Annotated in this window: 17 protein-coding genes and 1 pseudogene; 7 read left to right on the forward strand and 11 right to left on the reverse strand. The window is 40.8% G+C overall.

Annotated features, from left to right (window positions below):
• Together EP737_RS05510 and typA are read right to left on the reverse strand one after the other, a co-directional pair.
• On the reverse strand, nt 1-309 hold the full coding sequence (locus EP737_RS05510; RefSeq protein WP_129726924.1) for a YlaH-like family protein: 309 nt from the start codon (nt 307-309) through the stop codon (nt 1-3).
• A 499-nt stretch (nt 310-808) separates the two neighbouring features.
• Nucleotides 809-2653 (reverse strand): translational GTPase TypA, encoded by a 1845-nt coding sequence (typA, locus tag EP737_RS05515; protein ID WP_129726925.1) that lies wholly within the window; start codon nt 2651-2653, stop codon nt 809-811.
• Nucleotides 2654-2918: 265 nt separating this feature from the next.
• On the opposite strand from typA, the gene EP737_RS25440 reads away from it, so the two are divergent.
• Complete coding sequence (locus tag EP737_RS25440; protein WP_165350700.1) at nt 2919-3095, forward strand: DUF5325 family protein; 177 nt, start codon at nt 2919-2921, stop codon at nt 3093-3095.
• Between the two features lie 813 nt (nt 3096-3908).
• Here EP737_RS25440 and EP737_RS05520 read toward each other — a convergent pair.
• Together EP737_RS05520 and EP737_RS05525 are read right to left on the reverse strand one after the other, a co-directional pair.
• On the reverse strand, nt 3909-4700 hold the full coding sequence (locus EP737_RS05520) for an inositol monophosphatase family protein (RefSeq protein ID WP_129726926.1): 792 nt from the start codon (nt 4698-4700) through the stop codon (nt 3909-3911).
• Between the two features lie 89 nt (nt 4701-4789).
• Nucleotides 4790-4978, reverse strand: a complete 189-nt coding sequence (locus EP737_RS05525; protein ID WP_129726927.1) for a hypothetical protein — start codon at nt 4976-4978, stop codon at nt 4790-4792.
• A 211-nt stretch (nt 4979-5189) separates the two neighbouring features.
• Here EP737_RS05525 and EP737_RS05530 point away from each other — a divergent pair, with 211 nt between their 5' ends.
• Entirely contained in the window at nt 5190-5816 is a 627-nt protein-coding gene (locus tag EP737_RS05530; RefSeq protein WP_246040183.1) for a YktB family protein, read from the forward strand.
• Between the two features lie 113 nt (nt 5817-5929).
• Here EP737_RS05530 and EP737_RS05535 read toward each other — a convergent pair whose 3' ends face one another.
• The gene (locus EP737_RS05535) at nt 5930-6199 is read right to left on the reverse strand and encodes a UPF0223 family protein (RefSeq protein ID WP_129726929.1); all 270 of its coding nucleotides are present in this window, start codon (nt 6197-6199) and stop codon (nt 5930-5932) included.
• A 686-nt stretch (nt 6200-6885) separates the two neighbouring features.
• Here EP737_RS05535 and EP737_RS05540 point away from each other — a divergent pair.
• Both EP737_RS05540 and EP737_RS05545 read left to right on the forward strand, forming a co-directional pair.
• Nucleotides 6886-8358 (forward strand): aminotransferase class I/II-fold pyridoxal phosphate-dependent enzyme, encoded by a 1473-nt coding sequence (locus EP737_RS05540; protein WP_281278875.1) that lies wholly within the window; start codon nt 6886-6888, stop codon nt 8356-8358.
• A gap of 377 nt (nt 8359-8735) precedes the next feature.
• A complete protein-coding gene (locus EP737_RS05545; protein WP_129726931.1) occupies nt 8736-9566 on the forward strand; it encodes a protein-glutamine gamma-glutamyltransferase in 831 nt (276 codons plus the stop codon).
• A 229-nt stretch (nt 9567-9795) separates the two neighbouring features.
• Here the strand turns inward: EP737_RS05545 and EP737_RS05550 are convergent, their stop codons facing one another.
• The gene (locus tag EP737_RS05550) at nt 9796-10242 is read right to left on the reverse strand and encodes a GNAT family N-acetyltransferase (protein WP_129727063.1); all 447 of its coding nucleotides are present in this window, start codon (nt 10240-10242) and stop codon (nt 9796-9798) included.
• 129 nt (nt 10243-10371) lie between these two features.
• Between EP737_RS05550 and EP737_RS05555 the strand changes: the two are divergent.
• A pseudogene (locus EP737_RS05555) lies at nt 10372-10461 on the forward strand (MarR family transcriptional regulator); the annotation flags it as partial.
• 226 nt (nt 10462-10687) lie between these two features.
• Here EP737_RS05555 and EP737_RS05560 read toward each other — a convergent pair.
• Nucleotides 10688-10819: a GapA-binding peptide SR1P gene (locus EP737_RS05560; RefSeq protein ID WP_129726932.1), complete on the reverse strand. Its 132-nt coding sequence runs from the start codon at nt 10817-10819 to the stop codon at nt 10688-10690.
• Between the two features lie 311 nt (nt 10820-11130).
• Nucleotides 11131-11424, reverse strand: coding sequence for a DUF3055 domain-containing protein (locus EP737_RS05565; RefSeq protein ID WP_129726933.1), 294 nt, complete (start codon nt 11422-11424; stop codon nt 11131-11133).
• A gap of 285 nt (nt 11425-11709) precedes the next feature.
• On the opposite strand from EP737_RS05565, the gene EP737_RS05570 reads away from it, so the two are divergent.
• Nucleotides 11710-12102 carry a DUF1885 family protein gene (locus EP737_RS05570; protein WP_129726934.1) on the forward strand — a complete coding sequence of 131 codons (393 nt, stop codon included), beginning with the start codon at nt 11710-11712 and terminating at the stop codon, nt 12100-12102.
• Here the strand turns inward: EP737_RS05570 and EP737_RS05575 are convergent.
• On the reverse strand, nt 12090-12335 hold the full coding sequence (locus EP737_RS05575; protein WP_129726935.1) for a hypothetical protein: 246 nt from the start codon (nt 12333-12335) through the stop codon (nt 12090-12092). The genes EP737_RS05570 and EP737_RS05575 overlap by 13 nt on opposite strands.
• A 171-nt stretch (nt 12336-12506) precedes the next feature.
• Complete coding sequence (locus tag EP737_RS25960) at nt 12507-12698, reverse strand: hypothetical protein (RefSeq protein WP_205650882.1); 192 nt, start codon at nt 12696-12698, stop codon at nt 12507-12509.
• Nucleotides 12699-12910: 212 nt separating this feature from the next.
• On the opposite strand from EP737_RS25960, the gene EP737_RS05580 reads away from it, so the two are divergent.
• Nucleotides 12911-13039: a GapA-binding peptide SR1P gene (locus EP737_RS05580; protein WP_129726936.1), complete on the forward strand. Its 129-nt coding sequence runs from the start codon at nt 12911-12913 to the stop codon at nt 13037-13039.
• Nucleotides 13040-13251: 212 nt separating this feature from the next.
• On the opposite strand, the gene lpdA is transcribed toward EP737_RS05580, so the two are convergent.
• Entirely contained in the window at nt 13252-14667 is a 1416-nt protein-coding gene (lpdA, locus tag EP737_RS05585) for a dihydrolipoyl dehydrogenase (protein ID WP_129726937.1), read from the reverse strand.
• Nucleotides 14668-14671 lie beyond the last annotated feature (4 nt).

The raw sequence follows: 14671 nt of genomic DNA on the forward strand, positions 1-14671 counted from the left end.
CTACGCTCCCTTCGCCTGCTCTTTTTTCGCCTGATGTAAGCGGATTTTATAAATACCGAGAATGATCGCAGCAATGACCAACCCTTCTGCAATCGGTAAAAAAACTGCAAAAAAGGTTAATACAGAGCAACCGAGAACGAGTGATATGTAAACAACAACATTTTTAAGCAACGGCAGCTTACGGGCAAAACCGAGATTAAATACGATAATACTTAACACAATTACAGTGGCATATAAAAGCCACATGCCTGTCTCTGGGTTATCCCCCACGTCATACAGCCTTGCGAAAAAAGTCATTCTCTCCAGCATGCTTCGCTTCCTCCCCTTATGTATTCATTCTATTCTTAGAGTACATGGAGGAACCGTCCCTGTCTAGCGAAAACGCATTCTCTTCCAGCCTGACCATGGAAAAAAAAGGATTGGAAAACTCACCATAAATCTTTTCTTGTTAGATAAGAAAAAAGGAATACACTGTATCTATAGTTGAAACCTACACTGCATATACATCCAAACGTGTTGGTCATAAAGGAGGAGAAGCAAAGATGATTTTTCGCTTTATGCTAACTGGATTTTTTTCACTGACTGCTGTATCGTTAATGGGATATCAACTGATTCAAATTGGGCATGCTTTGGCAGACCTTTTTCATAAAGGATTATAATATAACATAAACAAAGCCTCCAGAAAAATCTGGAGGCTTTGTTTATGTTTTTTCTGCAGTTTCCTGCAAAATCTCCCTTTAGAAATGCCCATAGGGAGGAGCAGGGGCTTCAACGAATACGCTCCGCTGAGCCCCGTCCGCTTTTCAGATTAAGCTTGTTCTGCGTATTTCTTCTTCTTCGCTGCTCTTTCACGTTCATTTTTATCAAGAAGTTTTTTGCGCAGACGGATGGATTGCGGTGTAATTTCGCAATATTCATCATCATTCAAATATTCAAGCGATTCTTCCAGCGTCATGATGCGAGGCTTTTTCATTGTTGTTGTTTGATCTTTGTTCGCTGAACGAATGTTTGTCGCTTGTTTTACTTTTACAACGTTTACTGTTAAATCATTCTCACGAGTATGTTCACCAACAATCATACCTTCATACACTTCCGTACCCGGCTCCACAAAAATAGTACCGCGGTCTTCTACTCCCATAATGCCATAAGAGGATGCTTTTCCAGCTTCCATTGACACAAGCACCCCTTGACGGCGGCCGCCCACTTGACCTGGCTGCATTGGCTGATAGCTGTCGAACGTATGATTTAAAATACCATAGCCACGCGTTAGTGTCATAAAGTCTGTAGAATAACCAATTAAACCGCGTGCAGGCACCATGAAGACTAGACGCACTTGGCCGCTGCCATTATTGATCATATCGAGCATCTCACCTTTACGCTCTCCCATAGACTCAATAATAGATCCAACATTTTCTTCTGGCACATCGATTTGTACACGCTCTATCGGCTCACAGCGTACGCCATCAATCTCACGGATAATAACTTCAGGTTTAGACACCTGTAGCTCGTATCCTTCACGGCGCATATTTTCAATAAGGATGGATAAATGCAGCTCTCCACGCCCAGAAACAACCCAAGCATCTGGAGAATCCGTATTTTCTACGCGCAAGCTCACATCTGTTTGCAGCTGAGCACGAAGACGCTCTTCAATTTTTCGCGCTGTTACAAACTTTCCTTCCTTACCTGCAAACGGACTGTTGTTGACAAGGAATGTCATTTGCAATGTTGGCTCATCAATGCGCAGTACTGGAAGAGCTTCTTGGTGTTCGAATGGACATACTGTTTCTCCAACGTTAATATCCTCCATACCAGAAACTGCTATTAAATCTCCAGCTTTTGCTTCCTGTACCTCTTCACGCTTTAAGCCGAAGAAACCGAAGATTTTCGTTACGCGGAATTGCTTCACGCTGCCGTCAAGCTTCATTAACGCTACCTGCTGTCCAACCTGCATTGTACCGCGGAATACGCGGCCAATTCCAATACGACCAACATAGTCATTGTAGTCAAGAAGCGCAACTTGGAATTGCAACGGTTCTTCGCTATTGTCGACAGGTGCTGGGATATTCTCAACAATTGTATCAAATAACGACTTCATGTTTTCTTCTTGGTCAGCCGGGTCTGAACTTAGGCTCGCTGTACCGTTAATACCAGAAGCAAAGACAACCGGGAACTCCAATTGCTCCTCATTCGCGCCAAGCTCGATAAATAAGTCTAACACTTCATCAACCACTTCTTCTGGTCGTGCAAAGTCACGGTCAATTTTGTTTACAACAACGATTGGTGTTAAATTTTGCTCAAGCGCCTTTTTTAGAACAAAGCGCGTTTGCGGCATGCAGCCTTCATACGCGTCCACAACTAGCAATACGCCGTCAACCATGCGCATAATACGCTCTACCTCGCCGCCGAAGTCCGCATGTCCTGGTGTATCCAAAATATTAATGCGTGTACCATTATAATTAATCGCGGTATTTTTTGCTAAGATTGTAATCCCGCGTTCTCTCTCTAAATCATTGGAGTCCATTGCGCGCTCATCCACATGTTCGTTTGAACGAAACGTCCCCGCTTGGCGTAGCAATTGATCGACAAGCGTCGTTTTTCCGTGGTCAACGTGGGCGATGATCGCGATATTTCGTAAATCTTCTCGTTTTTTCAATCTGTCCAGCTCCTACTATTCATCTTTTTAACCCTTTCTATTATAAGAGCGAACCCGACTAACTTGCAACCAAGATCATATAAAGAAAACAGATCGAACATGAATCCCTAGCTTTTTTCAAACAAAAAAGATCGTTACTCACTTGCAGCCGGTCCCTCTCATGGCATCTTTAGCCAAAATATACAAGGAAATTTTATATTTGCAGCCTAAAATCCATTGTTTTCTCATAATTGTGTAAAGTACAATATACAAGGAGGGTGAAAATATGGAACAACTTCAATATCGCTTTTTAATTCTGGCTGTGATTGCTGTTATCTTTATGACTGGCATCGGCATTATGATTGCCGAACAAAGCACCATTGGTACAATTGCTTGTGTAATCGGCCTACTCGTAACAATGGGATATGGCTTTGCAACAAAACGAAAGCTTCGCAAGGGATAATTTCTGTGAACTCACAGAAATTATCCCTTATGTGAATTGTTTCCGTTTCAATGGGATTGTATAAATAGAATGTGTACCTTTTCAATAAGGTTCTCATACTGTTTAGCTTGTATGAATAAGAATTTCCTTCCAACACCTACCTAAACAGGAAAAGGGAGCATACGATACATTCGCATGCTCCCTTTCCTATCTCACACTTTTAAGAAAATATCAGGACAACTACGCCTCTGGCTTCGCCCAAGAGCGGGGCTCGCCAATCGGCGAGTTTTCTTTACACTGTAGGAAAGTATAAATTTCCAGCTGAAAGTCGATTCGACGTAGGCGGAAATTTTAGGAATACAGTATAAGTGCAACTACGCCTCTGGCTTCGCCCAAGAGCAGGGCTCGCCAATCGGCGAGTTTTCTTTACACTGTAGGAAAGTATAAATTTCCAGCTGAAAGTCGATTCGACGTAGGCGGAAATTTTAGGAATACAGTATAAGTGCAACTACGCCTCTGGCTTCGCCCAAGAGCAGGGCTCGCCAATCGGCGAGTTTTCTTTACACTGTAGGAAAGTATAAATTTCCAGCTGAAAGTCGATTCGACGTAGGCGGAAATTTTAGGAATACAGTATAAGTGCAACTACGCCTCTGGCTTCGCCCAAGAGCAGGGCTCGCCAATCGGCGAGTTTTCTTTACACTGTAGGAAAGTATAAATTTCCAGCTGAAAGTCGATTCGACGTAGGCGGAAATTTTAGGAATACAGTATAAGTGCAACTACGCCTACGCCTCTGGCTTCGCCCAAGAGCAGGGCTCGCCAATCAGCGAGTTTTCTTTATCCTTTTACGTATTCAATTACTTGCTCGTAAACTCCTGGCTTCGCCACTAATACGCTGCTTTGACCCACTAGGCCTAGTGGCTCTCCAGCAAACGTGGTAATGATTCCACCTGCCTCTTGTACAATGACCGCACCGCCGCCAAAATCCCAAGGCGACAAACGAGGGGTTATATAAGCGTCTAGTCTGCCTGTTGCCACATACACAATCTCAAGCGCTGCGCAGCCATAGGAGCGCGTGCCTCTTGCACGGCGCACAAGCTCTGCCATTTTCCTATGATCCAGCCTTCGATTTTCGGTAAGCCACGTCGCGTTCACAGCAACAACACCTTCTGATACCGAGCCTGGCTCAAGCTTTGGAATTTCTATTCCATTGCAATATGCACCTTCTCCTTCTAATGCATGATACAGCTCATCATGAACGGGATCATACACAAGACCGATTTTCCCAACACCGTCATGGTATACACCGATTGAAATGGCGAAATTCCGCTTCTGGTGCACAAAATTCATCGTCCCATCAATTGGATCAATGAGCCATACCGTTCCATCTGAAGAGGTGATATCATCTCCATAGCCTTCCTCTCCCAACACACGATGGTTCGGATACGTGCTTTGGATTTTCTCAATAAAAAACTGTTCAATTTGCCGATCCATATTTGTCACAAGGTCAGAGGCATTCGATTTTGTTTCAATCAAAAGGGAGTCTTTTAAGGAAGAAACGAGCAGGCCTCCTGCTTCCTTCGTCCATTGCTTCGCATGAGCGTCTATCTTTTTCCATATCTCTTGCATGAGTCCACACTCCAGTCTATACTGTTCACAGAAAAAACGAACCTTGTTAAGAGGTTCGCACCAAATGCTGGTTTATACATACGATATTATTATGCTTCTAGGCGGATCATTTCAAGTCGTAATACTTCTAACTTTTTTTTGCATTCTTCCTTTTTTGTTTCGTCATTTTCCATCATTGCATCGTATAACGTTGCTAGCTCGTAATCCAGCTCCAAACGCAATACTGGAATTCTTTTTTCTGCATCAGTTCGTTTTAGTGCATTAATCACCTGTCTCATTTCTATTTGCCTCCTCCCAGTTTTTAGTTTGCCCATGACCTAGAATCTGCTCAATTTTCTGATATTTTGTTTTATATCATATTATGTGGGATAAATCCTCTATGCAACAAATTTGTATTTTTACCTATATTTTTTTTGAGCGTTCCTTTTTATGAATGGTACAAGCTATGCTAGAATAAAAAAGCAACTTTTATTTTGTGGGGGAAAACATATGAAACAAACAAACTTGCAACTACAAGATTTTGCCGCGTTCTCGGTGGATGGACTCGAGGAGCGTATGACAGAAATCATCACACATATACGTCCGAAGCTTGAGGCAATTGGCGAGCATTTTGTCCCGTTCCTTACAAAAGAAACAGGCGAGACGTTCTTCTATCATGTCGCAAAACATGCGCGCCGTACTGTCAATCCTCCGAAGGATACTTGGGTCGCATTTGCTGCAAACAAACGCGGCTATAAGATGATGCCTCATTTTCAAGTAGGCCTTTGGGGAACACATGTTTTTATTTATTTTGGTTTAATCTATGAATGTCCAGAAAAGGCTGATTATGCCGCAGCCTATTTAGAACACCTAGAAGATATTTACACATCTGTACCGGGACAATTTGTCTGGTCTATCGATCATACAAAGCCTGACGTGTCTTTGCACAGTGCTTTAACAAAGGAAGCTTTGCAAATTATGTTAGAACGCCTTGCCAAGGTGAAAAAGGCCGAATTGCTTGTTGGCGTTCATCTTTCAAAAGAAGAAGCTTTGCAGTTAGATAATGAATCCTTTTTACAGCGTATACAAGATACGTTTGCAACACTCCTCCCCCTTTACAAAGTAAGCCGAAGATAGCATAAAACGGACAATGAGTGCATTGTCCGTTTCTTCGATGTTGTATCATTATAGCACTTACTTTATTATATTTCAAAATATTTTTTAAATTCTAACAATTTACGTATCTATTGTTACATTTTCACTACAGCGGCATCTTCTATATCCTTCGCCCGTTGCATCACACGATAACAGGAATATGTACTGATCTCTTCAAACTCTCCGCACAGTTTTTTCTCCTCAGCCTTACTTGGTACAATCTCCTTGAAACGACGATATGCATCCATTAATGCTGCACGCTTAATTCCTTTTTCATACGCCTGTTCTACCGCTTCATAAAAGCGGATTGCATCAACGATTTCATCAGTCGACCAATCGTAGGCGAGGGGGTATTGATACTCCATCTTATCACCTCATTTGTTGTTCCATCTTCCTGCTGTTTGTGGCGCCTAAATTTTCTCTGCATTCATTTTGTGCAACTTTAGCTTCCATTATTATTCCCATCATATGAATGCCTACACAAATTCCTCATTTGAACCGCCTCTACAAACGCCTCGGATAATCTGCTTGTACCCTCTATCTTACTTGCATTATGCATATAGAGTCAAACAAACAGCTGCGACATACAGCCTTCTACATAGCGCCTATTGCTTTAAAGAAAACTCGCTGATTGGCGAGATCTGCCTTTGAGCGAAGACAGAGGCGTAGCCCTCCTAATACTTTATCCCTAAAACTTCCCACTACGTCGAATTGGCTTCTAACTAGAAATTTATACTTTCTTAAAGTGTAAGAAAAACGGGCCTTGGGAACTAGACATCACCCCGAAAATTTATGCCTTCCTAAAGTGCGAAAAACGTACAGCTTCCGGGAAGATTTTTTAAAATTTGTTTCACCGTTTTCTTCCTAATATAAAAAAACAAATCGGTTACAGCAATTTGTATATACATCCACTGATATAGGTGATATAATTCATTTGTTTTGTATCGAATGACAAGTATTTGTTCAGATAAAAAGTTGTATAAACCGACTCCCGTTCTCTAATGGACATGAAACAGATCGGGAATAAAACTATGAAAAAGGGGTGTATAAGTTGTCCCAATATGAAACACCGTTGTTCACTTCTCTAGTTGAACATAGCAAAAAAAATCCTGTTCAATTTCACATTCCAGGGCATAAAAAAGGGCAAGGAATGGATCCGGAATTCCGGGAATTTATTGGGCAAAACGCATTATCGATCGACTTGATCAATATCGCGCCACTTGACGATCTTCATCATCCGAAAGGAATGATTAAGAAAGCGCAGCAGCTTGCTGCCGAAGCATTTGGCGCAGACCATACATTTTTCTCAGTACAAGGAACAAGCGGCGCCATTATGACGATGGTTATGAGTGTTTGCGGACCGGGGGATAAAATCCTCGTACCTCGCAACGTGCATAAATCCGTTATGGCGGCCATTATTTTTTCTGGAGCACGGCCTATTTTCATTCATCCTGAGATTGATCCTACTTTAGGCATTTCTCACGGCATGACGATTGCGTCTGTAAAAAGAGCATTAGAAGAGCACCCGGACGCAAAAGGATTACTTGTTATCAATCCCACATATTTTGGATTCGCAGCGGATTTAAAGCATCTTGTTGAAATTGCTCATTCTCACGGTGTTCCTGTTCTCGTCGATGAAGCGCACGGTGTTCATATTCACTTTCACGAGGATTTGCCGATGTCAGCGATGCAAGCAGGGGCTGACATGGCAGCGACAAGCGTTCATAAGCTTGGGGGCTCATTAACACAAAGCTCGATCCTGAATGTAAAAGAAGGACTCGTAAACGTGAAGCATGTACAAGCTATCATTAGTATGCTTACGACAACATCCACATCATATATTTTACTTGCTTCTTTAGATGCGGCGAGAAAACAGCTTGCAACAGAGGGAAAAAGACTCCTTGCTGAAACAATTCATCTGGCGCAACGCGTGCGAAAACAAGTGAACGAGATCCCTTATTTATATTGTCCGGGCGAAGAGCGCCTTGGGACAGACGCAGCTTTCGATATGGATCCGACAAAGCTCATCGTTTCAGTCAAGGACTTAGGGATTACCGGACATGACGCAGAGCTTTGGCTGCGTGAGAAATATAATATTGAAGTGGAAATGTCAGACTTATATAACATCCTCTGTTTGATTACCATAGGAGACACAGACGAAGAGGCAAATCTTCTTATACACGCACTCCAAGATTTATCAGATACATGTAAGCATCAAGCAGAAGAAGGAACCGAAATCAATGTAGAAATACCTGACATTCCCGTCTTAGCACTTTCTCCTCGCGATGCATTTTATTCAGAAGCGGAAACTGTTCCATTTGAGGAGGCAGCAGGACGTATTATTGCTGAATTCGTTATGGTCTATCCGCCTGGTATTCCAATTCTTACACCTGGAGAAATTATTACAGCCGAAAACCTGGAATATATTCAAAAGAACCTCAAAGCCGGTCTTCCTGTACAAGGACCGGAAGATATGGAATTAAAAACGCTCCGAGTAATTAAGGAATATAAACCGATTGTATAAAGAAAATTCGCCGAAATGATATTTGAGAGCGCTAGAAACCTCCATATCGGCCGTTTGCAAACTTTTACTATACATTCCCGTTAAAGCGGGAAAAGCCCTCTGTCAAAGCAGAGGGCTTTCTATTTTGTATTGTAGGAAAGTATAAATTTCCAGCTGGAAGCAGATTCGACGGAATCAGAAATTTTAGGAATACAGTATAAGTAGGACTACATCTCTGTCTTCTCCCAAAGGCGGGGCTCGCCAATCGGCGAGTTTTCTTTACAATATCTAGATCTTGGCTGGCAAGCTATTGCGCGTACTCGAACATATTCCTCACCGTTCTTTCTCCTTTGTCATATTCTATTAAGAAATTTAACAATATGGGGTGGGATTATGTCATGATTGTAATTGGTCGTTCTATTGTACACCCTTATATAGCAGACGATACGGAGCCTTTTTTTAAAACTAAGCAGGAAGTATTAACATTGCTGACGAGCAATCAAGAAGTGTATACGTATCAATCGTTACAAGAGCTTTCATTTGACTTGAACTTCCGCGTTAACCTCATTCTTTCGTGCATCGAGCTATTTAACAGCGGTATACAATTTCGCATCTTTGAAGAATCCTACTGCAACGAGGCATTTTGGCAGCGTACCAGACTGGGAGGCTTTCAGCTTCGATCGGGAGCACTTCCGTCCCTCGCTATTCGTGATATCTTTACAAACGGCAAGAAATATGGAACAGAATGTGCAACCGCCATGATCATCCTTATCTATAAAGCTCTCTTGAGCGTATACAACGAAGAAACATTTAATACGCTGTTTGCAAATCTTCTATTATACACATGGGACTATGACCGCGATTTGCGTCTTATTACGAAAACAAGTGGCAACGTTCTTCCAGGAGACTTAGTTTACTTTAAAAACCCTCAAGTAAATCCAGCTGAAATGCATTGGCAAGGAGAGAATACGATTTACTTAGGCGATACATTGTATTACGGTCACGGCGTAGGAATTCGTACAAAAAAACAAGTGATAGACCACCTAAATGCACACCGCATTCCAAACGCTTTTCTCTCCGCCTATTTAACGGATTTAGTGACAAGACTCGACCATCGGGTTATGAGCCAATATGCTTCGCCAGAGAAGCTTCAGACGAACATTGCGCTTACCCCAATCCGCGACGATGCGGTAATTGCTACAATCGGACACACTACCGCAGTGTATTAAAAGGCTAGCTAAGCTACAACCACAGCCCATGAGACGCGATTTGGGCATGATTTACTTACAGTTGGATTTTCTGTGCTCTTCAGTACGAAAGGTCAGAACTTCTTTGAAAATCACTAACAAAACTATTCAAAAATAAAAAGAAGCTAAGTGGTTAGCTTCTTTTTATTTTTCCGTATCCTAACAATATTTTTGATTACCTTTTACTCACATTAGGAATTTTTTAATCTTTTTATGATGACTTGGTAGATAATTGCTTTATCATCAAAATATGCGGAATTCCATCTTCCATAAATATACTTGAGGAAGTTTCATAACCAAGTTTTTTATAGAAACCTTCTGCCTGTGTTTGCCCGTGTAATTTAACTTTAGCTGTTCCTTTTTCTTCTGCAATTTCTTCTAACGTGTTAATAATTACTTTTCCAAGACCAAATTTACGGTAAGGCTCTAAGATACAAATTCTCTCTAACTTCCCGAAACCATCAACCCATCTGACCCGCCCAGTTCCAACAGGCCGTTCGTTATAATACACCAAAATATGTTCAGAATGTTCATTCAGTATATCAAATCCATCAAACTCATCCTCTAATGGTACGCCTTGTTCTTCAACAAATACTGCTTGTCGGATTTGACAAGCTTTTTTTAAATCGTCATTCAACGTTATTCTTTTTGCATACAACACTCTTCAGCTCTTTTCTAGATTTATTTAATGAGACCAGTCATAATTCCTGTACAGTCTTTTGATAGTATAAGCCCTATCATTTTTATTGTAAATGCAACAAAATAACTTTGTTAAGGAGTGTTGTAAATACAAGAAAGTCTTCGTGAAATTGGGATGATCGCCAGGACCTTAGATTCTATAAGCAATATTGAATTCAAGGAACTGGATCTTGAAAAAGAGGATACATAGCTTCTTGCTTTAAAGATGAATGGAATTTTTTTCATTAGTATAACCTAATTCTCTGTTTGTTTTTTCGAATGGTTAGGAAAGAGTGAACAATCTAAAATCCTCCAGTAGCCTTTTTCTTTTTTTACGAACGATTGCATTCGTTCAAGAAGGAACAAAAACATACTGCGGAAAAATTTTCTGCGCAGCATGAAAAAAAGCCTGCGCTCGCAGGCTTTTAGGCTTCTTTCCGCTCTTCTCTTCCACGGCAATGACCGCAAGAACAACAATTTCCGTACAACACCGTTACCTTTTCATCCTCAAAATGTGCAATTGTTTTATCGCAAACTTGACATACAATTGTTCCCATCCTATATTCCTCCTGTACCATTCAGTTTCAATTTTTTGTAATCGCTTTATTTTATATCTATAGTATATTATGCAACATTACCCCCGTCAATGACTATTTAGTATAACATAATTATTTTTTTAATCGAAATTATGATGAACATTAATTCTTTCTTGCATTATATCTCAATCTATCTACATCCCTATTTGGTTCTTTTGAAAAGGGGATTTATTACTTGTGATGAGCGGACATGACGAAGCAGCTGCTTTGCCTTTGTATACCTCATTGGGATCGGAGGGAAAATGAATCATCAATGAGTAAACAAGGTAAATTTATTCATACTCAGTTTCCAAAGATGGATTTGGCAGGTAAAAGTGTAAAATATCCGCTACGTCCTTCGCTTCTTCCTCTGAAGGCAGACGGAACACCTCTCTTAGATGCTGCACATTCTCTAAATCATACGGTCCAAGCAGACTGGATCGACCCGTTTGCATACAAATGACAAGCGGCTTACCGAAGAACATACTTGTATATACAATGCCGAAGTCATAGCGGATATCATTCGTTGTAAAACCGAGGAATCTTACCCTTCCTTGCTCTGATTCTTCATATAGCCTGTCGAACATTGTAATCCTCTCCTTCCTAAATTCGAGCGTTCTTCCTGTATATATGAACAAAGATAAGAAAATATGAACCCAGAATTGTCAAAAAATTTCAAGCAATGGTACAATAAAGAAAACTCGCCGACTGGCGAGCCGTTAGGCGAAGACAGAGGCGTAGCCCTACTTATACTGTATTCCTAAAAATTTCCGACTACGTCGAGTGAACTTTCAGCTGGAAATTTATACTTTCCTACAGTGTAGAGAAAAATCTCTTATATTTTCATATTTTTAAAAACAGGGGGAAATGCCATGCAGCATGCATTTATTAAGCTTGTACCAAAATCAGCAAAACAAGCAATCACATTAGAAGATGTGCAACAATTATTTATATATTATAAAAACATTACAGCTCAAACAGGAAAGCAGCTGAACTGGAACTATGAGGAGTCAGCATTCCCTTATGAAATCATCCAAACATCTGAGACAACACTGCATCTGAAATCGATTCATGATCGATACCGTTCTATCTATGTTGGTATCGGTGAAGAAAATGAACATCCTTTCGTACAAATTACGCTTCCTGAAAGCGCTACATTTGGCGATAAGGGGAAAGCCAATGAATTCTGCCGTTACGTCGCAAAAAAGCTCGAAGCTGAGCTGCAGTTATTTAATGGACGAACCATGTATTTTTATAAACGATAAAACAAAGAAATCACCTGCTGAACGAGAAGAAACAGTGCGCTGTTTCGAAGTGTGAAAATGATTGCCATCTTTCTTCTTTGCAATATATAATGAGCCACCACATAGCAAAAATAAAGAAACATCAAAAATAATGCAATCTTTGCATAGAGCCTGTCCCGCTGTGACAGAGAGAGTACAATAACAAAGCTCATCCAAATGACGGTATGGAAAGCGGTAACGAGTACACCTTTCATTGTTTTAACCCCTTTACATGACTGGTTCTTTTTATGTATATGAGACTGTACTCATTTTAGAAGGAAAAAAGGAACAGACAGATTTGGAGTGCGTGTAAGCTCCAATGCCCTGCTGATCTCTGATCGGCAAACAACCCGCTAACAAAATGCACAGTCCTGGCAGAAGTCTATTCACAATGTTTCCCCTGCATAGGAGGCACCTTTTGCAAAATAATGAGAGCGGCTATTTTGCGGAAAGAGTGCACCGTAAAGGTAAACAAGCCTCCCCAAAGGTTCTACTTTCTTACTTCCAAAATCAAAACCACCCATGAGTGCGAATGGGTGGTTTTGATTTTGAAAAACTAACTCATTAACAAAAATCATCAAAAAGCTTTAGTGAATTCAATATAATTTAGTCCAGATAGTCTGGTTTTTTACAGCAGAAGAGGAAATAAAGCACAATATATTAAGAAAAAAACAAATATATTATACTATTTTTCCAATTGACTAATATAGTATAACACATTAAAATGTAGCTATATCAAGAAAGCGATTACTTGATAAAGATGATTTATAAAACTGGGAGGGGAATAGAAATGGGTACAATCATATGCCAAGTTTGTGAGGGAACAATCGAAAAATTCGAGGATGAAAAGGTGACAGTATTGTACGGAAACTGCTGTTCTCACTGCAATCCCAAAAATAGAAAGAATGCTGAAAAATAAGAGTTTGCATAGCAGACTCACATTTTCGAAAAAATCATTTATCGACCGCGAAGTGATTTTCTGCATAAATTTCATTAGCTGATTCAGATTTCCTAGTACATGGAATCATAGTTATTGAGAATTCGATCATATAAACTGAAACCATGTGAAAACTTTTTAAAATGCTGGTTTTTTCCATAAAAAAAGAACAGGCAGCGCCTGTTCTTTTTTTATTATTTTACAATGTGAATTGGCATGCCAAGAGCTACTTCTGCCGCTTCCATTGTGATTTCACCTAATGTTGGGTGAGCATGGATTGTTTGAGCGATGTCCTCTGCAGTCATACCTGCTTCGATCGCTAAACCAAGCTCGGAAATGATGTCAGATGCACCTGCACCAACAACTTGAGCTCCAATTAACAAACCATCTTCGCTATCAAGCGTTACAAGCTGTACGAAGCCTTCTGTACTGTTCAGAGACAACGCACGACCGTTTGCGGCGAATGGGAATTTGGAAACTGTTACTTTTAATCCTTCGTCTTCTGCTTGCTTTTTCGTGTAGCCAACAGAAGCTAATTCTGGATCTGTGAAGCATACAGCTGGGATTGCAATATAATCAATTTCAGCTGCATGTCCGCTAATCGCTTCAGCCGCAACCTTACCTTCGTAAGATGCTTTATGCGCAAGCGGCGGTCCTGCTACGATATCACCGATTGCATAGATGTTATCTACAGTTGTGCGGCATTGTCTATTGATTTCAACCAAACCGCGCTCTGTCAGCTGCACACCAATTTGCTCTAAGCCGATTTCTTGTGTGTTCGGACGACGTCCTACTGTTACAAGAACATAGTCAGCGTCAACGGATTTCATTTCACCGTTCACTTCAAAGTTTACTGTTACACCGTCTTCACGTTCTTCTACAGATTTACCGAACGCTTTTGTATGAATTTCTACATTGCCTTTTTTCTTCAAGCCGCGTTTTACAACCGCGCTCATAGACTTTTCAAAGCCAGCTAGAATTTCTTCGCCTGCTTCTAAAATTGTAACTTCTGTACCGAAGTTCGCATACGCCGTACCAAGCTCCATTCCAATGTAGCCGCCGCCGATTACAACAAGCTTTTTCGGGATTTCAGTTAATGCCAACGCACCTGTTGAGTTGATTACGCGCTTTGAGAATTTGAAGCCAGGAACTTCGATTGGTGTAGATCCTGTTGCAAGAATTGCGTTTTTAAATGTATATGTTTGTGCTGAATCTTCTGTCATAACACGTAATGTGTTAGCATCTACGAAATACGCTTCACCACGAATGATTTCAACTTTGTTTCCTTTTAATAAGCCTTCTACGCCGCCAGTCAATTTCTTTACAACGCCTGCTTTCCAAGCTTGTACCTTAGAAAAATCAACTGTTACGTTTTCAGCAATGATTCCCATATCATCAGAATGCTTCGCATGCTCATAACGATGACCAGCAGAAATCAATGCTTTTGAAGGAATACATCCAACGTTTAAGCATACACCGCCAAGAGTTGCTTTCTCAATAATTGCTACCTTTTGTCCAAGCTGAGCAGCACGAATTGCCGCAACATAGCCTCCTGGACCTGCACCAACTACGACCGTATCTAATTCAATTGCAAAATCCCCTACTACCATTTCG

The organism is Ectobacillus funiculus (assembly GCF_004138295.1).
Taxonomy (GTDB): Bacteria; Bacillota; Bacilli; order Bacillales; family Bacillaceae_G; genus Ectobacillus; species Ectobacillus funiculus.